Origin of the sequence: Streptomyces sp. SP17BM10 (assembly GCF_036322405.1) — a bacterium.
In the GTDB taxonomy this organism is placed as follows: Bacteria; Actinomycetota; Actinomycetes; order Streptomycetales; family Streptomycetaceae; genus Kitasatospora.
Genome location: NZ_JAQYXB010000661.1, coordinates 106001 through 130235, shown reverse-complemented (window position 1 = coordinate 130235; position 24235 = coordinate 106001). Strand labels below are relative to the sequence as shown.

Here is a 24235-nt window from a genome sequence, read left to right as displayed (position 1 = left end):
GGCTGATCGGGGAGGCGGGCGGCTCAGTGCTGCCAGACCCGCACCCACTCCACCTGCATCTGCGCCGAGTCGACCGTGGTGGGCGGCTGGTCGGGGACGCCGACGGCGAGGCTCAACAGGACCTCCATGGCCACGTCCGGGATGTCCGCCTTGTCGGTCATCCAGTACCTGGCCTGGCCGTCGACCAGCCAGGTGAGGGAGTCGGCCTCCCAGTCGAGCGCGAACACGTGGTACCCGGCCGGGAAGTCCAGCGGCCCGTAGTGGCCCGCGGAGGACAGGTCGGTGCCGTTCGGGCCCGCCCAGTGCACGGACATCTGGACGTTCCGCGAGGTCCCCAGGAACTCCGCCACGTCGATCTCCGGCGGGGTGACGCGGGTGACCGGCGAGAGCCAGAAGGCGGGGTAGACGCCCTGCTCCGCGGGGATGCGGACGGCCGCCGCGACGTAGCCCCGGGTGAAGGTGAAGTGCGGGGTGGCGTTCCAGCTTTCGCGCCCGGTGGAGACCATGCCCGAAGTCCACGGGTACGTCCGGCCGTCGGAGCCCGGTGTCGCGGAGCGCTCGGCCCGCAGGGTGAGGGCGCCGCCGCCGACGGACACCTGACCGGGCTGGTACCACTGCGACTCGCGGTTGCCCGCGTTGGTGCACCCGTTGTCGTTCCAGTCGTAACAGGTCACCCAGCGCGAGGAGTTGAGCGCGGACCCGCCGAACTCCTCCTTGAACACCAGGTGCCAGGACCCGGGCGCGTCCGGCCGGGGCGCCTGCCCGGCGGAGCAGCCGGCGGTGGCGGCCAGCAGGACGAACAGCCCGGCGCCGGCCGCCCGGCCTACTCGGCCCACCAGGCCCGCCCGGCCGACCCGGCCCGCCCGGCCCGCCCGCGGCGCACGGAGCCTCATGCCGGTGGCCTCCCTCCGGACGGCCGGTCCGCGGTGGGCGCCGCGGCGCGTCCGCGGTGCCGGACGGCGGCCGGCACGAGGACCAGCAGCGAGGTGATCAGGGCGACCGCGCCGACCGCCCGCGCGGTGCTGATGGACCGCGTGAAGAAGAAGACCTCGGCGACGGCCGTGTCGATCGCGATGCTGAACGCGACGGTGAGGACGACGGCTTCGAGCGGGTCCCGGCGGCGCCCGGCGCGCACCGCGTGGGTCACGCGCAGGGCCGCCGCACCCGGGCAGAGCAGCAGGAAGGCGGCCACGACGACGGCGCGCAGCGGCAGCAGGGGCGCGGGCAGGGTGGTGGCGGCGAGGGCCACCCAGCCGGACACCGTGAGGACGGCCTCGGCGGGTGACAGGCCCGCGGGAAGGCGGACCGGGAGGCGGGTCATGGCTGGCCTCCGTGCTGCTGTTGTGGCCGGGACGGCTGCGGCTGTTGCGGATGGGGCTGGATCTCGGGCGCGTTGTGGTCGACCAGCACGTACACGACGGCGTCGGAGTCGCGGAACACGGGGGCGAACAGGTGCGAGCCGTCCACCGCCGCCTCCAGCCGGGGCACGGTGTCGGCGGGCAGCACGCCCGTGATGTAGCACTCGGCCGTCTGGGCGCGGTTGAGGACGAGGTACACCGGGCCCGGCGGGGCGGCCAGCGCCACGGCTTGTTCCAGGCCCGCGAGCGGGTCCTTCACGAGGAGTCGGCGGTTGTCCGGCTGGTTCCAGGCGATGACGACCCGGTCGTGCTGGTCGTAGTCCTTGTCGATGTCCGGGACGTTGTTCGTGACCGTCACGACCAGCGAGCCGGCCGGCGCCGTCCGGTAGAGGAACTCGGTCGCCGCGACCTCGCGGGAGGTGAAGGACTCCATCATCTCCTTGCCGTAGTAGCCGAACACCAGGCCGCCGAGGAAGGCCAGCAGGAGCGCGAACGAGGCGACGGCCCGCAGCCGCACCCGCCACCGCGCCCGCGCCCCGGTGCCCAGCACCAGCGCGGAGACCAGCATCGCGGCGGCGGGCAGGGCGAACAGGTAGGAGCGGAAGATCATCTCGCCGCCGTAGCTGTTGAGCGCCGGCATCGGCATCGGGGCGATCAGCAGGTACGGCAGGGCCGTCCGGCGGGTCCACGGCCGGCGCAGCAGCGCGAGCACGGCCAGCAGGACGACGGCGGCGGACAGCCCGCGGTCCACCCAGGCGAGCAGCACCTGGCCGGGGGCGGGGGAGCCGAGCCCGGTCAGCCACGTGGGGGTGTTCTCGCCGGGTGAGGCGATCGCCGCGATGAAGCCGCGCAGGTTCGCCGAGATGTACGGGCGGGCCGCGGTGGCCAGCCAGAGCGCCTGTAGGACGACGGCGCCGGCGAGGACGGGCAGCACCACGCGGCGGTTGCGGCGCGGGACGGACAGCGCGGCCAGGAAGACGATCAGCATCAGGGGGGTGAGCTGGTGCGAGGTGACGAGGACCGCCACCAGCAGCAGGACCATCAGGAACCGGGCGGGCCGCCAGCCCTCGCGCACCGCCGCGGTGCCGGCTGCTCCGGCGGGCGGTGGGTCGGCGGGCGCGTCGGGTGGTCGCACCGGCGTCAGCTGCTTCAGGACCACGGCCAGCACGGTGACGAAGAGCAGGAACCCGAAGGTCTGCGGCGCGAAGTAGTCCTGCCCGATCCACAGGCACGAGAAGAAGATCCACACGGCCCCCCAGACGAGTCGCCAGTCCCGGGTGATCGTGCGGTAGAGCAGGATCAGCGGGCCGATCAGCAGCACGTCGGCCACCGGCGAGGCCCAGTGGGCGTAGCCCATCGCCGACGGCAGGCCGGTAGCGCGAAGGACCAGGCCGTTGACGGCGAAGAAGCCCGGCCACTGGTTGTAGATGTCCAGCCAGCCCGGCCGCGGCACCGGTCCGCCGTGCCGCAGGAAGGCGTCGACCACCTCGACGTGCTTCCACGCCCACGAGTACCGGAGGTCGGGGTGGAGCAGGCCGGGGGTGGCGTGCACGAGCGCGATGAGCCCGACCACGTACGCGGCCGACCACGCGTGGCTGAGCCGGGGGCCGCGCAACTGGACGGCGAAGCCCAGGGTCAGCAGGCCGAGCGCGACCCAGAACAGCACCGGCAGGACCTCGATCAGCCCGAGGTCGTCCATCCGTTCCAGGTGCACGTGGCGCAGCGACACCAGCCAGAGCGCCAGGGCCACCGGGAGGGCGCCGCGCGTGACGAGCGTGCGCACGGAGAACCGCTGCGGCCCTGCGCCGACTCCCGTCGACGGCCGTCGGTCGGTGCGGACGCCGCGGGGCGCGGGCGCCGCGGGCCTGGTCATCGCGGCCACCGGGCCGGCGCGGCGGTCGCTTCCCGTGCTTCCGGGACGGCTCCGGTCTCCTTCAGCACGGGGACGACGTTGGCGGTGACCCACCAGTGGCTGCGCCCGTAGCGCGTCGACTTCTCCAGGTTCGAGGTCACGTGCCAGAGCCAGGCCAGGAGGGGGATCCCGAGGCCGCCGGGGGGATCGTCGAACCCGGCGGCGTGCAGCAGCCGCAGGTCGGCGGGCGAGAGCGAGCCCGCCCGGACGGCGTCGGTGATCAGGGCGCCCCAGGGGCGGCCGGACAGCCGGGCGCGCAGCGCGATGACGAAGGTGCACGCGTCGACCCCGGCCGGGCCGTCCGGCCGTGCGCCGCCCCAGTCGAGCACGCCGGTGACCCGGGTGCCGTCCTCGTCGAGCAGGACGTTGCCGGGGGCGAAGTCCCCGTGGAACCAGGCGACGGTGGTCGGCCGACCGGTCAGTTCCCGGTGCAGCAGGCCGACGAGGGCGTCCAGGTGCTCGGCGCCGGGGCCGGTGCGGCACCAGCCGATCTGCGCGGCCAGCAGGGCGCGGCGCGGCTCGACCCAGTCGTCGAGCCGGTCCGCGAGGTGTTCGGTGCGTCCGGTCGCCCGGTGCAGTTCGGCCAGGACGCCGAGCGCGGCGGCCGCCACGCGGGGGGCGTGTTCGGGGAAGCGGGCGAGGAGGGCGTCGGCGGTGACGCCCGGCAGCCAGTCCTGGGTGACCAGCGGCAGCGGCCCGTCGAGGCGGCGGTCCACCGGGCGGGGCAGCAGCCGGCGCCACTCGCCCAGCCGGGGGTCGGCGTCCAGCCGGCGCAGCGCCTCCCACTCGCGGGCCAGGGTGGCGACGGCGGGGGCGCTCCGGGGGTGCTTGACGGCCAGCGGCGGCGGGGCCGCGCCGTTCAGGCGGAACACGAGCACGTCCGAGCGGCCCTGGGAGCTGCGGTGGGCGGTGGCGCCGCGGGCGGGCTCGATCCGGCGGGCGAGTCGCCGGGTGGTCAGGCCGTCGACGGGCCGGTAGAGGAGGGCCGGGCGGCGGATCGGCAGCAGCCCGGCCACGGCGAGCCGGGCGGCGGTGGCCGGGCCGGGGGCCGAGGACGGCGTCGTGGCCCGGGCGCGGCCGGGCAGCCACCAGGAGCGGCGCCACAGCAGGGCCCCGGCCACCGCGCTCTGCGCCACCAGCCAGGCCAGCCCGGCGCCCGTGACCCCCAGGAGCGACAGGAGCGGCACCGTCAGCCCGAGGGCCAGGGCGGCCTGGGTGGCGAGGACCGTCAGGACGACCCGCAGCCGGCGCTGCACCCGGCACGCCGCGACGGCGACGGCGACCACCAGGTTGGGCAGGGCCGAGAGCGCGAGGAGCCGCAACGTCGCCGTGCCGGCGCGGGCGTAGTCGGGGCCGAACACGGACAGCACCCCCGGGGCGGCCGCCGTCACCGCCAGCGCCGCGGCCACCAGCACGGCCCCGCTGTGGCGCAGCACCCGCCGGCAGTGGCGCAGCAACTGCTCGGCGGCGTCGCGGGAGTCCGCCGGACTGGTCGCCTCGACGATCAGGGAGGCGCTCATGTTGATCGCGAACTGGTAGAGCGCGTAGGCGACCAGCCAGGCGATCGAGAAGTACGCGCCCGCGGCGGCCCCGAGCCGGCCCAGCACGATGAGCGGCGGCAGGGTGGTGGCGGCGAGCCAGCACAGCGAGCCGGTCCAGTCGGCCGCCAGGTAACCGGGGGTGGGGGCCTGCCGCCGGGCGCCGGCCGGCGGGCCCGGGTCCTCGGCGGCCCGGCGTGCGTGCCGGGGGATGGCGCGGCAGACGATGAAGGTGTTCGTGAACAGCACGGAGAAGGCCAGCCCGGCGCCCCAGGAGCCGAGGATCGCGGCCCGTGCGCCGGCGGCGGCGAACAGCACGAGCAGCAGGAGCTTCACGAGGGCGAACAGGGTGTTCTCCAGGACCACCCAGTCCGCGCGGCGCAGCCCGGTCAGCACCCCGTCCTGGACGACGAACAGCGCGTACGCCGCGGTGGCGGCGGCGAACCCGGCGGCGACCGGCGGGGAGCGCAGGAAGTCCAGCCCGGGGGAGAGCCGGGGGACGAGCAGGACGAACCCGGCGCCGAGCAGGAGCCCGCAGCCCGCCGCCGCGAGGTAGGCCCGGGCCACCAGGCGTCCGGTCCGTCGCCCGGCCGGCGGGACGAAGCGGATCATGGTGTTGACGAGGTTGAGCTGCCCGACCCCGCCGAGGAACATCATCGCGGAGACGGCGGCGAAGCCGGTGCCGACCGCGGCGGGCGTGAACAGGCGGGCGGCCAGCGCCCAGTAGCCGGCGCCGACGCCGGCGGTCACCAGTGAACTGGCGGTGAGCAGGTGCCCGTTGCGCAGCAGCGGGTCGACGTGGCGCGCGGCCGTCCGTCCGCGGGCGTCGGGCGGGCGTCGGGCGGCGGCGGGGGAGTCGGGCCGGGCTGCGGGGTTCTTCATCCGGGGTGCTCCCCGTCGGTGGCGGCGCGGGCTCGCGCGGTGGCCCGGCCGGTGGCCCGGGCGAGGGCGGCGAGCCGGGATGCCGAGCCCGCCCGGCCGGCCTCGGGCACGGCCAACAGGGCCAGCAGCGCGCGGACTTCGGGCGCGTGTGCGGGCGCCCGGCAGGCCGGGCAGCCGCCCGGCCGGTGGCCGATCAGCCGGCCGATGATCTCGGCGAGCCCGGCCTGGTACGGGTGCCGGGCCACCGGGACGCCCGCGGCGGCCACGGCGGGCGCCGCGTTCGCCGGGGCGGCGGCGCGCCGGGCCCACGTGAGGAGGGGAAGGTCGGCGGCGGTGTCCCCGACGGCGAGCGCGGGGACGGCCGTCGCGTCGCCGAGCGCCGCCAGCAGGGCGCGCACCCCTCGGGCCTTGTCGACGCCGCGCGGGACGAAGTCCGACTGGGCGTCGCCGGGCACCACGGTGAACCGGGGCCCGTACGGCGGCTCGCGCAGCAGAGCGGCGGCCGTCCGGGCGGGCAGCGCGGTGCGGTGCGGGCCGTCCCCGGCGCTCGCGCGCAGGGACCACCGGGCGTACGGGTCGACGAACACGCCGGGCAGCGCGGCGAGTCGGCGCCGCAGGCCGGTGGTCTCCGTCCCGCTGAGGGGGAGGGTGGTCCCCGTCAGCGCGTCGAAGGCCGCCGCGCCGTACTCGCCGACGCCGCCGGCCAGCCGGTAGGCCGCGCAGCGGTCCCGCACCTCCGGCAGCGAGCGGCCGGTGGCGAGCAGCACCCGGTAGCCGTGCGCGCGCAGGGCCCGCAGGGCGAGCATGCCCTGCGGCGAGGACGCGGGGAAGCCGAGGACGTCCGACTCCAGCACCCCGTCGATGTCCAGGACGCACCAGGGTCCTCGGGAGCCGGTGTCGAGATCGGCCAGGTACGCGTCGGCGAGGAAACGCCGGACGGCCGCCGCCTGCGCCCGCCGCTCATGGGCGCGGACGAGGTGTGCGCGGGCCGGGTCCGCCGTGCCGGCCAGCCGCGCCGCGTCCCAGTTCTGGACCAACCGCAGCAGGCACCAGCGTGCCGGGTCGATTCGGTGGCCCGTCAACTGATGGTAAGCGGCGAGGAGTTCGGCCTCGTGGGCGGAGGGGTTCGGGGGGCCGCCGGGCGGTTCTGTGGCGGCGCCGGCGAGGTCGAAGGCCGCGTCGTAGGTCGCCAGGTCGAGGTTGCTGAACGCGCCGTCGGCGAAGCCGGTCTTCACCCGGCCGCCGGCGCCGTCGGGGATCCAGCGTCCGTCCCCGGTAGGGCCGTCGACGGTACGGCCGTCGACGACGCACGGCCGGGGAGCGGCCAGCAGGGAGCGGGTCAGCGGGTACAGCAGCGCGGGGCGCAGGACCGGGTCGAGGCGGCCGCCGACGGGGGCCAGGACGCGCGCCGCGACCTCCCACACCGGCTGGCGTCCGATGAGCTCGAGACTCCGGTCGGCGGGCACCGCGAGGAGCCGCTGGCGGGCCGCGACGTACCGGGCGACCTCGGCCGGGCGGGGGCGGGCGGTGTCCGGGGCCGCTCCCGGTCCCGGCGCCGGTTCGCCGTACAGGCGGGTGCGCAGCAGGACGCCGTCCGCGAAGCCGTGGACCTCCGGCACCAGGCCGTCCAGCGCCCGGGCGACGGTCACGGCCTGCCGGCCGAGGTAGCCGACCCCCGCCCACTGGGCGAGCAGGGGCAGGGCGCGCTCACGGCCGTCGGCGTCCCGGACGTGCGCGGTCAGGGGGACGGAGAGGTGCGACCAGCGGGAGAGCGGGCCCGCCGCGCCGATCTCGGGCGCGTGGGCGGCCGGCCCTCCCGCGCCCGGCAGCAGTTCGGGCAGCAGGCTCGTGAGCGATGCTGCCGCCAGGCGGCGGCGGACCTCCCAGTCCCCGCCGGGCAGCACCACGCACGGGTACCTCCGCAGGACGTCGGGCACCGGTCCGTCGTCCTCGAAGGTCGCGAACAGGGGGACGACGGCGTCGGCGGGGAAGCCCGCGCGCTCGGCAGCCGCGGCGACGGCGGCGAGCGACCCGCCGCTGGCCGGCGGATCGTCGAGGACGAGGACGGCGCCCCCGCCCTCGCGGACGGCGCGGACGGCCGCCGCCCGGCCGGGCAGCAGTGCCAGTCCGGGCCGGGTGGTGCCGACCGCCACCGACCGGTGGCCCAGCCGGCGCAGGGTCGCGCCGGCCAGTGGCGCCAGGTAGCTGCCCGAGGTGCGCACCCCGAGGACCAGGAGCGGCCGGTCCCCGGCGCCGTACGACCGGCTGAAGCGGCGGGCCAGCTCGACGGCGTCCGCCGGGTGCTGGTCGAAACTGCGGAAGCAGGACGGCGGGCGCAGGTACTCGCCGCCGAGCAGGGCCCCGGCGGCGGGCAGCGCGGCGAGCCGGGCGGCGGCCTCGTGGACGGCCCGGACGACGTCACGGCCCGGGGCGGTGCCGGGGCCACCGCCGAGGAGCCCGTCGACCACCGCTCCGGCGAGCCGGTCGCGCAGCGTGGCCATCCCGCCGCCCCAGCGTCGCAGGCCGCGCCCGGGGCCCACCGACCCGAACGCCCCGGCGGACAGCCCGATGCCGAGGCGTGCGGCCCGCAGGGCGGAGCGCGCGGCGGGCCCGCGCGCTCCCGGGGTGAGGTGGTCCACCAGGCGCCGGGCGCCCCAGGAAGCGCCCTGGAGCCGGTCCTCGACGACCTGGCAGATCCCCGCGCTCAGCAGGAACGCGTCGAGCAGGCGGGCTCCGGAGAGGCCGGGTACGGCGGGGTGGGAGGTGGCACGACGGGACTCTTCGACGGCGGTGACCAGCCGGGCCGTCAGCTCGGTGGCGTCCAGGTACAGATCGGCGCTGCGGGACGGCTCGTCGGAGCCGGAGCGCGGTGAGGACGGGCGGCTGGAACGTTCCGCCGTGGAGAGTGCCGCCGGGGCCTGCGCGTCACTCATCGTCGGGCTCCCGGAGTGGCTGGGATCCTCGTCTCCGGCGCGCGTCACCGGCGTGCGTCACCGAAGTGTCAGCGGTACTGTCTCCCATCCTCAGCCCGATGGTCACCTTCAGTCAATACGACGGCGAGGAAAGGGCCTTTCTGCCCTGTATTTCGCCCCATATATGGGCAATAAATGCGCATCGCCTGTGACGTGGAGTAGTCGAACCGCTGGGCAGTTGACACCCTGTCGGAGCCCCGCGACCCTCCGTCCCCCCACCCGCCCGGCCTGATTTGCCGCGGTCCTCCCGGGCGCCCAGGCTGGAGTCTGTGATCCGTACGGACGTCCACGGTGGCGGCCGGCGCCGCCGGGTGCGTGCGGCCGCCGGTGCGGCCGTGCTCTCCGCCGTGCTGCTGGCCGGGTGTGCGGGCTCGGGCGGTGGCCGGCCCCCGGGCTCTTCCCCGGCCCCCGCGGGCAGCACGGGGGCCCCGGGGCACGTTCCCCGGCCCGATCACGTCGTCGTGGTCGTCGAGGAGAACAAGTCCTATGCCGACGTGATCGGCAACGCCGCCGACGCGCCGTACATCAACGCGCTGGCCGCACAGGGAGCGTCCTTCAGCCAGTCCTACGCCGTCGCCCACCCGAGCCAGCCCAACTACCTGGCGCTGTTCTCCGGTTCGGTCCAGGGCGTCACCGACGACTCGTGCCCCGAGTCCTTCGGCACGGCCAACCTCGGCTCCGCCCTGCTCGCCGCGGGCCTGACCTTCACCGGCTACTCCGAGGACCTCCCCGTCGCCGGCTACACCGGCTGCGCCGCCGGCGGCTACGCCCGCAAGCACAACCCGTGGGTGGACTTCGCTGCCCTGCCTCCCGTCGTCAACCAGCCCTTCACGGCCTTCCCCGGGGACTACAGCACCCTCCCGGCGCTCTCCTTCGTCGTGCCGAACCTGACCCACGACATGCACGACGGCACCGTCCGGCAGGGCGACGACTGGCTGAAGGCCAACCTGGCCGCCTACGCGGACTGGGCCCGCACCCACAACAGCCTGCTGGTCGTCACCTGGGACGAGGACGACGACAACCAGGGCAACCGGATCGCGACCGTCGTCGCCGGCGGGCCGGTCGCGCCGGGGAGCTACGGCGAGCGGATCGACCACTACCGGCTGCTGCGCACCCTGGAGGACGCCTACGGCCTGCCGCCGACCGGTGCGGCCGCGGACGCCGCGCCCATCGGGGACATCTGGCGGACCCAGCCCTGACCTGGCCGGTGCCGGGCCGGTGCAGGGGGCCGGGAACACGGGATGCGCGCGCCGCCCGGCGGTGGAACGCTGATCGGCAAGGAGGTGGGCGCGCCATGGATCACCGCCGCCGCGCACCGAAGTGCGCCGTCCCGGCCGCGGCGCTCGCCCTCCTGCTCACCGCCCTCGTGGGCTGCTCCGGCACCGGCGGCGGCCCGGCCGCGGCGACGTCGGCGGTGCCGTCCGCCCCCTCCCCGCCTTCTCCGGCCGCGAGCACTTCCGCAACGCCGCACCCCGTCCTGCCCACCGGCATCCCCGGCGACTGGCACCTGATCTTCCAGGACGAGTTCGACGGCACCTCCCTCGACACCTCCCGGTGGAACGTCGGCAACCCGTACGTCGAACCGCAGCGGATCACCCCGCCGGTGGGCGGCCAGGAGCTCGACTGCTACGACGCGGGCCAGGTCGCGGTGCGCGACGGCACGCTGCGCATCACCGCCGTGCAGCGGCAGCAGGAGTGCGGCGGCAAGACGCTCCCGTACGTCTCCGGCATGGTCAACACCAAGGGAAGGTTCTCCTTCGCCTTCGGCGCCATGGAGGCCCGGGTCTACGTCCCCGCCGCCCCCGACGGCTCGGTCGCCAACTGGCCCGCCTTCTGGGCCGTCGGCGCCGACTGGCCGAGCGGCGGGGAGAACGACGTCATGGAGGGGCTGCACGGCAAGATCTGCGCGTACTTCAACTCCGCCACGGCCTCCACCGGCAGCTGCGCCGACGGCGACCTGACCGGCTGGCACGTCTTCGGCGCTCAGTGGCAGGACGGGCACGTGGACTACTACCGGGACGGCGTCTACGCGGCCACCCTCAACCAGGGCATCACCTCCGACCCCATGTGGCTGATGATCGACAACGCCGTCCAGCCGACGATCGGCGGCCCCACGACCGTCCCGGCCACCCTGATGATCGACTACGTCCGGGTCTGGCAGCGATAGGGCCCTTCGGCCGCCCCGCGTACCCGCCGCGTAACGGCTTGGCCACAGGCGTTCCCCAAAGCGGTCGAAACCGGGAACGAGTGGCCCGGTCGCACGACATGATGATGCGTCACGCGGGCGGTGGAGGGAGAACGGCAGGATGGGCGACGGCACGCCGACGGATGCGGTCCCGGACGCGGTCCCGCCGACGCGGACGGACCAGTGGCCGCGGACCCGCCGCGAGCGGACCCGGAACCACGACCTCCCGCCCTCGCGGCTCCGGCGGCTGCGCGCCGATCCGGAGGCACCGACCCGCGTCCGGGTCGATCCCGAGGCACCGACCCGGGTGCGCGTCGATCCCGAGGCACCGACCCGGGTGCGGACCGGCCCCGAGGCACCGACCCGGGTCAGGCCGCAGGCCGCCACCCCGCCCACCGAGACCCGCCGCGCGGCCCCCTCGCGCGGCGGCCACTTCGGGGGCGCCTTCCCGGCGGCCCTGCTGAACCGGTACGAGCCGCACCAGGTCGCCGGTTCGGGCACCGAGGGCACCGTCTGGCAGGTCCGGCGCCTGGACGGCGGCGGCGACGCCGCGGTGAAGGTCACCCGCACCGGCCAGGCCATGGACACCGAGCTCCTGGACCACCTGCGCGACGAGGCCTACCTGCGCCACGTCCCGCGGATCGTCGACTACGGCCAGGTCGAGCACGCCGGCATCGGCTGCGACTGGGTGGCGATGGAGTACCTCCCGGTCACCCTCGCCGACCGCATCGCCGAGCTGAGCCGCGCCGGCCGGCACACCGACCCGCGCGCGACCGACCCCATCGTCCGCGAACTCGTCGCGATGCTGGACTTCTGGCAGCGGCGCGTGGCCCGCAACCCGGTCGACTTCAAGCCCGCCAACATCCTGGTGCGCCCCGGCGCCGGCCCCGGCCAGTTCGTCATCGCCGACTTCGGCGGCGTCGCCAAGCTCACCGCCAGCCGCAGCTTCTCGCCCGAGATACAGGTCACCGTCGCCTACATGGCCCCCGAGCAACTGGCCGGCTCCAACCACCCCGCGGGCCCCTGGTGGGGCCTGGGCAACGTCCTGTACGAGCTGTTCACCGGCCGCCCCCGCTACCTGGACCAGGACGGCCTCCTGCTGAGCGACGAGGTCCTCCAGTACGACCTGGTCTTCTCCGAGGAGGTCGACCTCTCCGCCGTCACCGACCCGCGCCGGCGCCTCCTGCTCCAGGGCCTGTTCACCAGGAACCCCGCCCACCGCTGGCAGGCCGGGCAGGTCAGGCAGTGGCTGGACGGCGCCAGCCCGGCCGTCGTCCGCACCCAGGCGCCCGCCGGGGCCGCCGGCGCCGGCCACGCCCACCGGCCGGTCACCTTCCTCGGCGACCCCTACCACGCCCCCTCCGTCCTCGCCTGGACGATGCTGAACCGCTCCGGCGAGGCCGCCGAGTGGCTGGTCGACGGCGGCGCGCGGCGGCTGCTGTCCTGGCTGCGGGACGACGTCCGCGACACCCTCTTCGACCTGCACTACCTCCACGACGTCGACCGCGCCCGGGGCACCGGGCGGGCCCGCGCCGCCGCGCTCGCCGTGCTCGCCTTCGGCGCCGCGTTCGCGCCCTCCGCCGTCCCGCACTACCGCGAGCGCCCGGTCGACGCCGCCGGACTGACCCGGATCGGCACCGAGCCCGACGTCGTCGCCGTCCTCGACGAACTGCTCGCCGCCTCCGTGCCGGCCGTCGCCGCCCGCTACGACTGCGACCACCCCGAGTGCTCCGGCGAGCACTGTGGCCGGCTGCTCGCCCTCGTCCGCCTCCCGCAGGTCGTCGCCGAGACCGACCGCCTCGCCCGCGAACTCGGCGGCGGCGGGCGCACCGGCGACGGCCTGACCGTCGACGAGCGGGCTCACGCCTACCGGCTGGCGGTCTGGCTGACCGTCCAGCCCGAGGAGCACGCCCGGCTGCTCGCCCGGCTCTCCCCGCTGCCGGCCGCGCTCTACCGGCTGCCGCTGTCCGGGCGGGTGGCGGCGATGACGGCCCTGGCCGCGGCCGTCCTTGCGGACTCCGTGGCGAGGGCCTGGGGCGCGGCGCGCCGCCGCCCGGCGGACGACGTGCGGCGGCGCTGGTCCGCGCTGCGCCGTCGCGCGGTCGGCGCCGACCCCACGACGGTGCACGGCAGCGCGGCGCTCATCGCGGCCGAGGTGCTCCGGGGCCGGCGGACGGCCGGCGGCCGGGCGTCCGCGACCGGACAGGCCGGACAGGCCGGACAGGCCGGGCAGACCGGGTGGGCCGGGCGGTTCGGCCGCAACGGGCAGCCGGGGACGAGCCGGTGGGCTGGGGCCGGGCGCGCCGGGCGGCCGAGGCCCTGGCGCGCGTGGGCCGCGACCTGGTGGACCACCTGCGGCCCAGCGCTGCCCCGGCAGGCCGGGGCGGCGCTGCTCGTGCTCGTCGCGCTCGCGCTGGTGCTCTGGGCCGGCGCGCTCGCCCGGATCAGCGTCGACGCGGGCAACCAGCTGAAGATCCTGCCGAACAGCCTGCTCGGCGGTCCGCTGCGGACCGCCGGCGACCACGCGGCCCGGATGGTCGCTCCCCAGCTCGGCGCGGCGCTGGCCGCCGCGCTCACCCTCGTGTTCTTCCCCGCCCGCGTCGGCCGGGGGACGTTCGCCCTGGCCGCCGCCGGCGCCGGCGCGATCGGCTACCTGCGGTTGGGGCCGCCGATGACGGTGCTCAAGCCGCCGCCCGCGCTGGCCGACCGGGTGGTGACCTTCGAGGGCGGAATGGGCAGCTGGTCCGGGGTGGCGGCCACCGTCGGGATCGTCCTGGCCCTCGTCCTGATCGGGCGCGCCACCAGGCTGCTCGGCCCGGTCCACGCGGCGCGGCGGCGGACGGCGGCCCAGTGGCGGAGCCTGGCCGACGGCCGCGCGGCACCGGTGGTGCCCGTGGCGCCGTCCTGGCCGCGGCCCGCGGCGGCGTCCTGGCGGGCGGGCGCCCCCGGCGCGCGCGACCGCGCAGCGTTCGCGCTCGGCTCCACCGCCGTCCTGGTCGTCCTGCTGTGGGCGACCGTCGAGGTCCGGCTCGCCGCCGTCGGGCACCACCGGACCCCGGCGTCCTGGGGCACCGGCCAGACCGGCGCCGTCTACCAGGCCGGCTTCACGCTGCTGCTCGCCACCGCCTCGGTCGCCGCCGCCCTGGCCGGCCCGCGCACCGCCCGCCGCCTGTTCGCCCTGTGGATCCTCGCCACCCTGCTGCTCGGCGCCTGGCCCACCGCCCTCGGACCGATGGAGGCCCTGCGCATCCCGGTGGCGGAGCCGCTCTACCGGGGCACCGCCGAACTCTGGGGCCACAGCGCCTTCTGGGCCGCCATCCTGATCGCCCTGCCGCTCGCCTGCCTGGGCATCCAGCGAACCATCGCCCGGACCGCCGCCCGCGCGCCGGGCCGCTGAGGGCCGTTGCCGGCTTGTCAGCCGACCAGACGGGACAGCTCGATCGAGTGGCCGGTCCGCTCGACCTTGGCACGCAGGTAGCGGACGTTGCTCTCCGAGAGGTGGACGCCGGTCGGGACGCGCTGCTCGACCGTGATCCCGAGGGCGGCCAGTTGGGCGGCCTTGTCCGGGTTGTTGCTCAGCAACTCGATGCCGGTGGTGCCGAGGGCGGTCAGCATCTGGGCCGCGGCGGTGTAGTCCCGGCCGTCCTCGGGCAGGCCGAGGGCGGTGTTGGCGTCGTAGGTGTCGAGGCCGGAGTCCTGCAGGGCGTAGGCGTCGAGCTTGTTGTAGAGCCCGATGCCGCGGCCCTCCTGGCGGAGGTAGAGCAGGTAGCCGCCGGCCGCGCTGATCCGCTCGACCGACTCGCGCAGCTGCGGGCCGCAGTCGCAGCGGTCCGAGCCGAACACGTCGCCGGTCAGGCACTCGGAGTGCAGCCGCACCAGCGGCGTCCCGCCCTGCGGCACCTCGCCGAAGGCGAGCGCCACGTGTTCGGCGCCGTCGGCCAGGCCGTGGAAGGTGAAGACCTCGGCGTCGGCGCGGTAGCCGTCCGGGAAGGTCAGCGGGATGCGCACGCGTGAGCGCACCGTGGCGGAGCCGGGCTGCGGCATGGGCGGGCCTCCGATGGCGTGGGGCGGATTGCCGGGGGTTTCTGTCCCCGTCGGGGTGGACGGGGCTCCGACCGTACTCGGTCGTTCCAATTTGAACAACTGCGTACTGTCCGTACCCGGGGCGACTACGCAGAACGACGACGGAGGCCCACAACACCGCGTCCGCCCCGACTGTTCCCGATAGCGGGACTACGTTCCGTGATTTCCAGGCCGGACGGGCCGCGGCTTCTTCGGCCGGCGCCCCGGCCGGCGGTCCAGCCGGGTTCAGCCGGGTTCGGCCGGGTTCAGCCGGGCTCAGTGTGGACGCGAGGGGGCTGAGGGATCGTAACGGCCGCGGGGCCAGGGGGGTTTCAGTATGTGGATGAGCCGGGAGCCGTGCCGGGGACACTGCGAGATTCTCTTGAGTTTCCTGGGCGCGGGAACGCCTCGCGCGACTCGTGGACCTTCGCCCGCACCGAGGAGCGGCTGGCCGGCATCATGCGGAACATCCACGAGGCGTGCGCCACCACCGCCGAGCGCTACGGGCAGCCGGGCAACCACGTGGTGGGCGCGGACATCGCGGGCTTCGAGCTCGTCGCGGACGCGATGCTGGCGCAGGGCCTGGTCCGATCGGGCCTGGAGCCGGCGCCCGTTGTGCGGTGGCGGCCCGCCGGAGCCGCCACCCGACCGCAGCGGGCACCGATCGTCGGGTGCGGCATTGTGGGCCCTTCCTACGGTGGAGATCAACGAGGAAGGACGGGGCCGGAGTGCTGGAGCACCTGAACCGCGCGATGGAGCACATCGAGCGGAGCCTGGACCACGAGGACCACGAGGTCGAGGCGGCCGAGCTGGCGCGGATCGCGATGACGTCGGAGTACCACTTCCGGCGGTTGTTCTCGATGCTCGCGGGGATGCCGCTGTCGGAGTACGTCCGGCGCCGGCGGCTGACCCTCGCGGGGGCCGAAGTGCTCGCCGGCGAACGGACGTTGCTCGACATCGCGGTGCGCCACGGCTACACGTCGGGCGAGGCCTTCGCCCGGGCGTTCCGGGCCATGCACGGGGTCGGGCCCGGTGAGGCCCGGCGGTGCGGCGCGGTGCTCAAGTCCCAGCCCCTGATGTCCTTCCGACTCGTCGTGGAAGGAGCGAGCAGTATGGAATACCGGATCGTCGAGAAGCCGGACTTCCGGATCGTCGGCAAGAAGGCGCGGGTGACGCAGCTCTGCGAGGGCGTGAACCCGGCGATCGCCGAGTTCATCAAGGGGCTCGGGGCGGAGACCGTCGCGCGCATCGCGGCGCTCTCCGACCAGGACCCGGACGGCATCGTCTCGGTGACGGACCACGAGCCGGGCAACCGCGAGGACGGGACCGAACTCGACTACTGGCACGCGGCGGTGGTGGGCCCGGAGGGCGAACTCCCGTTCGACCTGGAGGTGTTGGACGTCCCGGCCGGCACCTGGGCGGTGTTCGCGAGCACCGGCCCGTTCCCGCAGGCGCTCCAGCGGATGTGGGGCGACGTGGCGAGCCAGTGGTTCCCGTCCAACCCGTACGAGTCGCGGCCGGGTCCGGAGCTGCTACGCACCCGCTTCGTCCCGGGGACGGGCGACGCGCAGGCCGAGCTGTGGGTGCCGGTGGTGCGGGCGGCGCGGTAGCGGGGGTGGGTGGCGGGTAACAGAAGACAGAGAACAGATGACAGATAACAGATTTCGAAATCTGTTATCTGTCATCTGTTCTCTGTTCGCCCACCCCGCCCTCGCCCACCGGAGCGCCCCGTTCGGCGCAGCACCGGCGGCCCGCCCCCGGGCGGCCCCGCATGCTGGGCGGGGCGGGGTCGGGGCGATCAGCGGGGGCTATCCGAGGAGTGGGATCACCGATGGCCAGAGCGTTCGGGTTCGTCGAGTACGGCGGGCCGGAGACCCAGGAGTTCCTGGACCGCCCGGAGCTCCTGCCGGGCCCCGGGCAGCTGGCCGTCGCCGTCCGCGCCGCCGGCGTGAACCCCGTGGACTGGAAGGTCCGCAGCGGCCTCCTCGGCCGCCAGGGCCGCGCCCTGCCCTTCGTCATGGGCCAGGAGGCCGCGGGCGTCGTCCTGCGGGTCGGCCCGGACGTGACCGCCTTCACCCCGGGCGACGAGGTCTTCGGGGTCGCCGCCGCCGGCGCCTTCGCCGAACAGACGCTGCTGCGCGCCGGGATGAGCGCCCTCAAGCCCGCGGCCGTCGGCTTCGACCAGGCCGCGACCCTCGCCGTCGCCACCGCGACCGCCGACGACGCCGTCCGCGACGTGGGTCTGGGCTCCGGCGCCACGCTCCTGGTCCTCGGCGTCTCCGGGGGCGTCGGCAGCGCCGCGGCGCAGATCGCCCGCGGCCGGGGCCTGCGCGTGATCGGCACCGCGAGCGAGGCCGGCCGCGCCCACGTCGAGGCGCTCGGCGCCGTGGACGTCCGGTACGGCGACGGCGTCGCCGAGCGGATCGCGCAGGCGGCCCCGGATGGTGTGGACGGCATCCTCGACCTCGTCGGCGGCGACGCGCTGCGCGACGCGGTCGGCGTCCTCGCCGACCGTTCGAAGCTGGTCAGCACCGCCGATCCGGCGACCGCCACCGAGCTCGGCGGCCGCTACGTCACGCGCTCCACCACCTCCGAGAGCCTCGCCGCCCTGGCCGCCCTCGTCGCCGCCGGCGAGCTGGACGTGCACATCACCGCCCGCTACCCGCTGGCCCACGCCGCCGAGGCGCTCGCCCGCGTGGAGTCCGGGCACGCGAAAGGCAAGCTCGTGCTCGAAATCTCCTGAGAGCTATCAGATTTGACGGACACTCACTGATGCGGGAACGGCAAGAGAGAAGCGCATGAAGCAGAACTCCGCCACCATCGGCGCCCCCTGCTGGGTCGAGCTCGGCACCTCGGACCCCACCGCGGCCCGGTCCTTCTACGGCGAGCTGTTCGGCTGGCGGGCCGAGACAGACGTGCGGCCCGAGGCCGACGGCTACACGCAGATGTTCCTCGGCGACGCGCCGGCCGCCGCCGTCACCCCGCTCTACGCGCCCCGGCAGCCGACGGCCTGGACGGTGTCCTTCGCGGTCGCCGACGCCGACGCCACCGTGGCGACGATCAAGGCGCGCGGCGGCACGGCGCTGATGGAGCCCGCCGACGTGTTCGACCTCGGCCGGTTCGCGGTGGTCGCCGATACCTCCGGTGCGGTCTTCGCGCTCTGGCAGGCCCGCGCGTTCCAGGGCGCGGGCGTGTTCAACGAGCCCGGCGCGCTCGGCTGGGTGGAACTCGCCACCCGGGACGCGGAGAGCGCGACGGCCTTCTACCCGACGGTGTTCGGCTGGTCGGTCACCGCGTCCCCCCAGTACACCCAATGGGGCCTGGCCGGTGCGGACTTCGGCGGCATGATCGTGATGGACGACCGCTTCCCGGCGCAGGTCCCGGCACACTGGCTGCCGTACTTCGCCGTCGCGGACGTCGACAACACCGTCGCCCGCGCGGGCGTCCTCGGCGCCGACGTGCTGATGCCCGCGACGGACGTCCCGGACGGCCCGCGCATCGGCGTCCTGCGCGACGCCCAGGGAGCGGTGTTCGGGGTCTACCGCGCCGGCGACGACGGCTGATCGTCCCCGGAGTCCGCACCGGACGCCCGCACCGCGCGGCGCCCCCGCCACACCGCGGCCGCCGCCCCCGCCGTCACGAGCAGGGCGGTCAGCGGCACCACGTCACCGACGCTGTCGTACCAGGTCAGTGTGTCGGGCGCGGTGAGCGGCAGCCGTACGGTCAGGGCCCCGGTGCCGTCGGTGCCGAGCCGCGCCAGTTCGCGGCCCTGAGCGTCGAAGGCCGCCGAGACCCCGGTCAGCGAGGCCTGCACGGCCGGACGGCCGGTCTCGGCGGCCCGGATCGCCGCGAGCGAGACGTGCTGCGCGGGCGCCCACGTGTGCTGGAAGGTGGAGGTGGACGACTGGTAGACCAGCACCCGGGCCCCGTCACGCGCCGCGGTCCGGGCCATGTCGGGGAACGCCGACTCGAAGCAGATCAGCGCCCCGAGCGGCAGCGCGCCGCCGGTCCGGTCGGTGGCCGGCAGCACGTGGAAGGAGCTGCCGGGTGCCCGGTTCTCGCCCGCCGCCCGGCTGACGCCCGCGATCCACCCGAGCACCGGCCGCAGCGGGATGTACTCGCCGAACGGCACCAGCCGGATCTTGCGGTAACGGTCCACGACGCCCGCCGGGGAGACCAGGACGGCGTCCTTGGAGATCCGCCCGTCGGCCTTGCGCGCGTCCTCCCCGGCGATGACCTGCGCGCCGGTGGCGGCGGACAGCTCGCGCAGCCGGTCCGACACCGCGCGGTCGCGGTCCAGGTCGGAGGTGGTGCTGCTCTCGCCCCAGACGACCAGGTCCACCGGCCGCCCGCCGAGCTCCGCCGTGGCCCGGGCGCTCGCGTCGAACCTGGCCCGCGGGTCGTCGACGATCCCCGGCTGGACGAGCGCGACCATCACCGCCCCCGTCCGCGCCGGCGCGTCGCGCAGCGCGAACAGCAGCGGCCCGGCCACCAGTACCAGGACGGCGGTCAGCGCCGCGACCGCCCGCGGGCGCCACGGCGCGGCCGTGAGCACGACCAGCACCCCCGTGTTGACCGCCACCACCGCGGCGCTGACCAGCCAGATCCCGCCCGCCGACGCCAGCGCGAGGACCGCCGGGTGCTGCCACTGGGTGGCGCCGAGCAGCGCCCACGGCCCGCCGAGCGCGTGCCAGGAGCGCGCGTACTCGGTGGTCAGCCACAGCGCCGGGACGACGGCCACGGCGAGCAGCGCCCGGCGGGCCGTCAGCGGTGGGCGCAGCAGCCGGTGCACGCCGTACCCGACGACGGCCTGCAGCGCTCCGAACAGGACGGCGAGCACCGGCAGGCCCGGCCCGATCGACGGGACCAGCCAGTACATCGCCGTCAGGATGAAGCCCGCGCCGAACCACCACCCGCGCACCGCCGCCTCCCGGCCCGACGGCGCCCGCTGCATCAGCAGCAGGCCGGGCACGAGCGCGACCCACGCCAGCCACGCGAGCCCCAGCGGCGGGAACGCGAGCACCGGCAGCGCTCCGGCCGCCAGCGCCCCGAGGCGCGCCCGGTACCGGTGGGCGGGCCGGGGCGGCCCGGCGCCGGCCGGGTCGTCCGGGGAGCCCGGGGCACCCGGCTCGCGGGGGAACGACGCGGGGGAGGACGGACGGCTGGGGGCGAGGCGTCGCGACATGCCCCGTATTGTCCGCTCGGACTCCAGGTGTCACCAGTGTTCACGTCACCCGGATGGGTGCAGTGAAGGCGTTCGGAACACCTGGACGGGTCGGCCCGGCCTCGGCCTCTCAGCCCTCGCCGCCCTCGCCGCCCTCCAGGTCCCCCTCGGTCTCCAGGAACGCGGCCTGCAACTGCTCGATCAGCTCGGGGTCCGGCTTCTCCCAGAGCCCGCGGCTCGCCGCCTCCAGGAGCCGCTCGCTGATCCCGTGCAGCGCCCACGGGTTGGCACCGGCGAGGAACTCCCGGTTGACCGGGTCCAGCACGTACTCCTCGGTCAGCTTCTCGTACATCCAGTCCGCGACCACACCCGTAGTGGCGTCGTAGCCGAACAGGTAGTCGACGGTCGCGGCCATCTCGAACGCGCCCTTGTAGCCGTGGCGGCGCATCGCCTCGATCCAGCGCGGGTTGACCACCCGGGCGCGGAAGACGCGGGCGGCCTCCTCGGTGAGCGTCCTGGTGCGGACGGTCTCCGGGCGGGTCGAGTCGCCGATGTAGGCGGTCGGGGCCTTGCCGGTGAGGGCGCGGACGGTGGCGACCATGCCGCCGTGGTACTGGAAGTAGTCGTCCGAGTCGGCGATGTCGTGCTCGCGGGTGTCGGTGTTCTTCGCGGCGACGGTGATCCGCTTGTACGCGGTCTCCATCTCCTCGCGCGCCGGGCGCCCGTCGAGCCCGCGCCCGTACGCGTAGCCGCCCCACACCGTGTAGACCTCGGCGAGGTCGGCGTCGGTGCGCCAGTCGCGGCTGTCGATGAGCTGGAGCAGGCCCGCGCCGTAGGTGCCGGGGCGGGAGCCGAAGACGCGGACGGTGGCCTTGCGCTCGTCGCCGTGGACCGCGAGGTCGGCCTGGACGTGGGCGCGGACGAAGTTGTCCGTCCCGGCCTCCTCCTGGGCGGCGGCCAGGCGCACCGCGTCGTCCAGCAGGGCGACGACGTGCGGGAACGCGTCGCGGAAGAAGCCGGAGATGCGCAGCGTGACGTCGATGCGCGGGCGGCCGAGCTCCTCCAGCGGGATCGGTTCCAGACCGGTGACGCGGCGCGAGGCGTCGTCCCAGACCGGGCGGACGCCGAGCAGGGCGAAGGCCTCGGCGATGTCGTCGCCGGCGGTGCGCATCGCGCTGGTGCCCCACAGGGAGAGCCCGACCGAGGGCGGGAACGCGCCGTCGTTGTCGGCCCGGTAGCGCTCGACCAGCGAGGCGGCGAGGGCCTGGCCGGTCTCCCAGGCGAGCTTGCTGGGCACGGCCTTGGGGTCGACGGAGTAGAAGTTGCGGCCGGTGGGCAGCACGTTGACCAGGCCGCGCAGCGGGGAGCCGGAGGGCCCGGCCGGGACGAAACCGCCCTGGAGCGCGTGCAGGACGGCGTCCAGCTCGTCGGTCGTGGCGGCCAGACGCGGCACGACCTGGGTGGCGGCGAAGTCGAGCACGTCGCGGACGGCCTCCGGGTGCCCGGCGGCGACCTTCTCGACCGCCTCCGGCGCCCAGCCCTCGGCCTCCATGGCCTCGACCAGGGCGCGGGCCTGCGCCTCGGCCGCGTCGGTGGCGCCGAGGGTCAGCGCGGCCTCGTCCAGGCCGAGGGCCTCGCGCAGGCCGGGCAGGGCGCTGACGCCGCCCCAGATCTGGCGGGCGCGCAGGATGGCGAGCACGAGGTTGACCCGGTCGGTGCCGCTCGGGGCCTGGCCGAGGACGTGCAGACCGTCGCGGATCTGGGCGTCCTTGACCTCGCACAGCCAGCCGTCGACGTGCAGCAGGAAGTCGTCGAAGCCGTCGTCCTCGGGGCGCTCGTCGAGGCCGAGGTCGTGATCGAGCTTGGCGGCCTGGATGAGGGTCCAGATCTGGGCGCGGATCGCGGGCAGCTTGGCCGGGTCCATCGCGGCGATGTTGGAGTGCTCGTCGAGGAGTTGTTCCAGGCGGGCGATGTCGCCGTAGGAGTCTGCGCGGGCCATCGGCGGCACCAGGTGGTCGACCAGGGTGGCGTGGGCGCGGCGCTTGGCCTGGGTCCCCTCGCCCGGGTCGTTGACCAGGAACGGGTAGACGAGCGGGAGGTCGCCGAGGACGGCGTCGGGTCCGCACTCGGCGGACAGCGCGGCGGTCTTGCCGGGCAGCCACTCGAGGTTGCCGTGCTTGCCGAGGTGGATGACGGCGTGGGCGCCGAAGCCGCCGTCCTCCTGCGCGGCCTCGATCCAGCGGTAGGCGGCGAGGTAGTGGTGGCTCGGCGGCAGGTCGGGGTCGTGGTAGATCGCGACCGGGTTCTCGCCGAAGCCGCGCGGCGGCTGGATGAGGACGAGCAGGTTCCCGGAGCGGATCGCGGCGAGCACGATGTCGCCGTCGGGGTTCTGCGAGCGGTCGACGTACAGCTCGCCGGGGGCCGGGCCCCAGTGCTCCTCGACCTGCTCGCGCAGGGCCTGCGGCAGCCCCGCGTACCAGCGGCGGTAGTCGGCGGCGGGGATGCGGACCGGGTTGCGGGCCAGCTGGTCCTCGGTGAGCCAGTCCTGGTCGTAACCGCCGGCGGCGATCAGGGCGTGGATGATCGCGTCGCCCTCGTGGCCCTCTTCCACGGCGTCGTCCAGGCCGGGCAGGCTGTCCCCGAGGTCCATGCCCTCCTCGCGCAGCCGGTGCAGCAGGCGGACGGCGCTGGCGGGGGTGTCCAGGCCGACGGCGTTGCCGACGCGGGCGTGCTTGGTCGGGTAGGCGGACAGGACGAGCGCGAGGCGGCGCTCGGCGGCCGGGACGTGCCGCAGGCGGGCGTGCTTGACGGCGGTGCCGGCGACGCGGGCGGCGCGCTCCGGGTCGGCGGCGTAGACGGTGAGGCCGTCCTCGTCGAGCTCCTTGAAGGAGAACGGGACGCTGATCAGGCGGCCGTCGAACTCCGGCACGGCGATCTGCGTCGCGGTGTCCAGCGGGGACAGGCCGTCGTCGCTGGCCTCCCACTGGGCGCGCGACCAGGTGAGGCACAGCGCCTGGAGGATCGGGCGGTCCAGCGCGGCGAGCGCGCCCGCGTCCCAGGCCTCCTCGTCGCCGCCGGCCTGCGCGTCGGCGGGGCGGGTGCCGCCGGCGGCGAGCACGGTGGTGACGATCGCGTCGGCCTCGCCGAGGGCGGCCAGCAGCTCGGGTTCGGCGCCGCGCAGCGAGGCGCAGTAGTAGGCCTTCGCGCGGGCGCCCTTGTCCTCGATCGCCCGGCACAGCGTCTCGACGAAGGCGGTGTTCCCGCTCATGTGGTGGGCGCGGTAGTAGAGCACGGCGACCGTCGGACCGCTCTGGGTGCGGGCCTCGCGCTCCAGCGGACCCCAGGCGGGGGCGGAGGCCGGCGGCGCGAAGCCGTGGCCGGTGAGCAGCACGGTGTCGGAGAGGAACGCGCCGAGCTCGGCGAGGTTGGCCGCGCCGCCGTGGGCGAGGTAGGCGTGCGCCTCGGCGGCGATGCCGGCCGGGACGGTGGACAGCTCCATCAGCTGGGCGTCGGGGGCCTGTTCGCCGGTCAGGACGACCACCGGGCGCGGGCCCGCCAGCAGCGCGTCGAGCCCCTCCTGCCAGGCGCGGCGCCCGCCGAGCAGGCGCACCACCACGAGGTCGGTGCCCTCGACCAGGGCGGGCAGGTCTGCGGGGGCGAGCCGCGCCGGGTTGCCGAGCCGGTAGGGGACGGGGCCGGCTGAGGCGCGGGCGCTGAGCAGGTCGGTGTCGGACGTCGACAGCAGCAGGATCATGCGAAGGCCCTCCCGGCCTCGGTGGTGGCCGGGGCGGCCGCGACGGCGGCGGCCCCGATGGCCTCGGTGGTGGCCGGGGACGCGGGCGCGGGCATGCGACAGCGGTGGTGCATTTCTGCCTTCCTCGGGGTCCGCGCCCCGGGCCGGTGGAGGACGGCGGGAGTTCCTGGCTCCCGCGGCCACCGGGCGTCCCGGTGAGCCGCGGTCACAGTGGCGGGACCGCACCGGGCTTGCACCGGTTTCCTCCCCTGCGCCGTCGCTGGCGTCGGGCGGTCCGCGGGGACCGCCCGCCAGCATCGTACGGGGTGCGGCTGACCTGGGGGAGAGCGAGTTTCGACCGGCCCGGTGCCGACGCGGGCGCGGGGGAGGTGTGCGGGTGGCGCGGGGACAGCACGGCCGCCGGGGCGC

The 24235-nt window shown here is 75.7% G+C and carries 14 protein-coding genes, 1 pseudogene and 1 riboswitch; of the genes and pseudogenes, 7 read left to right on the top strand and 8 right to left on the bottom strand.

Annotated features, from left to right (window positions below; all coding sequences use genetic code 11):
* Nucleotides 1-23 precede the first annotated feature (23 nt).
* Genes PUR71_RS31305 through PUR71_RS31285 form a run of 5 tightly spaced genes read right to left on the bottom strand, consistent with a single transcriptional unit; the run spans nt 24 to nt 8623 of the window.
* A complete protein-coding gene (locus tag PUR71_RS31305) occupies nt 24-893 on the bottom strand; it encodes a glycoside hydrolase family 16 protein (RefSeq protein ID WP_329930538.1) in 870 nt (289 codons plus the stop codon).
* The gene (locus PUR71_RS31300) at nt 890-1321 is read right to left on the bottom strand and encodes a hypothetical protein (RefSeq protein ID WP_329930537.1); all 432 of its coding nucleotides are present in this window, start codon (nt 1319-1321) and stop codon (nt 890-892) included. The genes PUR71_RS31305 and PUR71_RS31300 overlap by 4 nt, the downstream gene beginning before the upstream one ends.
* Nucleotides 1318-3231 carry a glycosyltransferase gene (locus tag PUR71_RS31295; RefSeq protein WP_329930536.1) on the bottom strand — a complete coding sequence of 638 codons (1914 nt, stop codon included), beginning with the start codon at nt 3229-3231 and terminating at the stop codon, nt 1318-1320. Before PUR71_RS31295 ends, PUR71_RS31300 begins: the two co-directional genes overlap by 4 nt.
* Nucleotides 3228-5690, bottom strand: coding sequence for a phosphotransferase (locus tag PUR71_RS31290; RefSeq protein ID WP_329930535.1), 2463 nt, complete (start codon nt 5688-5690; stop codon nt 3228-3230). The genes PUR71_RS31295 and PUR71_RS31290 overlap by 4 nt, the downstream gene beginning before the upstream one ends.
* The gene (locus tag PUR71_RS31285; RefSeq protein ID WP_329930534.1) at nt 5687-8623 is read right to left on the bottom strand and encodes an HAD hydrolase family protein; all 2937 of its coding nucleotides are present in this window, start codon (nt 8621-8623) and stop codon (nt 5687-5689) included. Before PUR71_RS31285 ends, PUR71_RS31290 begins: the two co-directional genes overlap by 4 nt.
* A gap of 308 nt (nt 8624-8931) precedes the next feature.
* Between PUR71_RS31285 and PUR71_RS31280 the strand changes: the two genes are divergently transcribed.
* The 3 genes from PUR71_RS31280 (at nt 8932) to PUR71_RS31270 (ending at nt 14244) form a co-directional block, all read left to right on the top strand.
* Nucleotides 8932-9861, top strand: a complete 930-nt coding sequence (locus PUR71_RS31280; RefSeq protein WP_329930533.1) for an alkaline phosphatase family protein — start codon at nt 8932-8934, stop codon at nt 9859-9861.
* Nucleotides 9862-9956: 95 nt separating this feature from the next.
* A complete protein-coding gene (locus PUR71_RS31275; protein WP_329930532.1) occupies nt 9957-10829 on the top strand; it encodes a glycoside hydrolase family 16 protein in 873 nt (290 codons plus the stop codon).
* 139 nt (nt 10830-10968) lie between these two features.
* Nucleotides 10969-14244, top strand: a complete 3276-nt coding sequence (locus PUR71_RS31270) for a protein kinase domain-containing protein (RefSeq protein WP_329930531.1) — start codon at nt 10969-10971, stop codon at nt 14242-14244.
* 17 nt (nt 14245-14261) lie between these two features.
* Here the strand turns inward: PUR71_RS31270 and PUR71_RS31265 are convergent, their stop codons facing one another.
* Nucleotides 14262-14891, bottom strand: coding sequence for a GTP cyclohydrolase II (locus PUR71_RS31265; RefSeq protein ID WP_329930530.1), 630 nt, complete (start codon nt 14889-14891; stop codon nt 14262-14264).
* A gap of 420 nt (nt 14892-15311) precedes the next feature.
* Between PUR71_RS31265 and PUR71_RS31260 the strand changes: the two are divergent.
* The 4 genes and pseudogenes from PUR71_RS31260 to PUR71_RS31245 all read left to right on the top strand — a co-directional run.
* Nucleotides 15312-15497: pseudogene (locus tag PUR71_RS31260) on the top strand (NADP-specific glutamate dehydrogenase); the annotation flags it as partial.
* A 140-nt stretch (nt 15498-15637) separates the two neighbouring features.
* Nucleotides 15638-16519: an AraC family transcriptional regulator gene (locus PUR71_RS31255; RefSeq protein WP_329930529.1), complete on the top strand. Its 882-nt coding sequence runs from the start codon at nt 15638-15640 to the stop codon at nt 16517-16519.
* A 221-nt stretch (nt 16520-16740) separates the two neighbouring features.
* Complete coding sequence (locus PUR71_RS31250) at nt 16741-17652, top strand: NADP-dependent oxidoreductase (protein WP_329930528.1); 912 nt, start codon at nt 16741-16743, stop codon at nt 17650-17652.
* Nucleotides 17653-17707: 55 nt separating this feature from the next.
* The gene (locus tag PUR71_RS31245; protein WP_329930527.1) at nt 17708-18472 is read left to right on the top strand and encodes a VOC family protein; all 765 of its coding nucleotides are present in this window, start codon (nt 17708-17710) and stop codon (nt 18470-18472) included.
* Here PUR71_RS31245 and lnt read toward each other — a convergent pair.
* Nucleotides 18448-20094: an apolipoprotein N-acyltransferase gene (lnt, locus tag PUR71_RS31240; RefSeq protein WP_329930526.1), complete on the bottom strand. Its 1647-nt coding sequence runs from the start codon at nt 20092-20094 to the stop codon at nt 18448-18450. The two genes, PUR71_RS31245 and lnt, sit on opposite strands and share 25 nt — an antisense overlap.
* A gap of 109 nt (nt 20095-20203) precedes the next feature.
* Complete coding sequence (gene cobN, locus PUR71_RS31235) at nt 20204-23827, bottom strand: cobaltochelatase subunit CobN (RefSeq protein ID WP_329930525.1); 3624 nt, start codon at nt 23825-23827, stop codon at nt 20204-20206.
* 160 nt (nt 23828-23987) lie between these two features.
* Nucleotides 23988-24073: riboswitch (cobalamin riboswitch) on the bottom strand.
* Between the last annotated feature and the right edge of the window lie 162 nt (nt 24074-24235).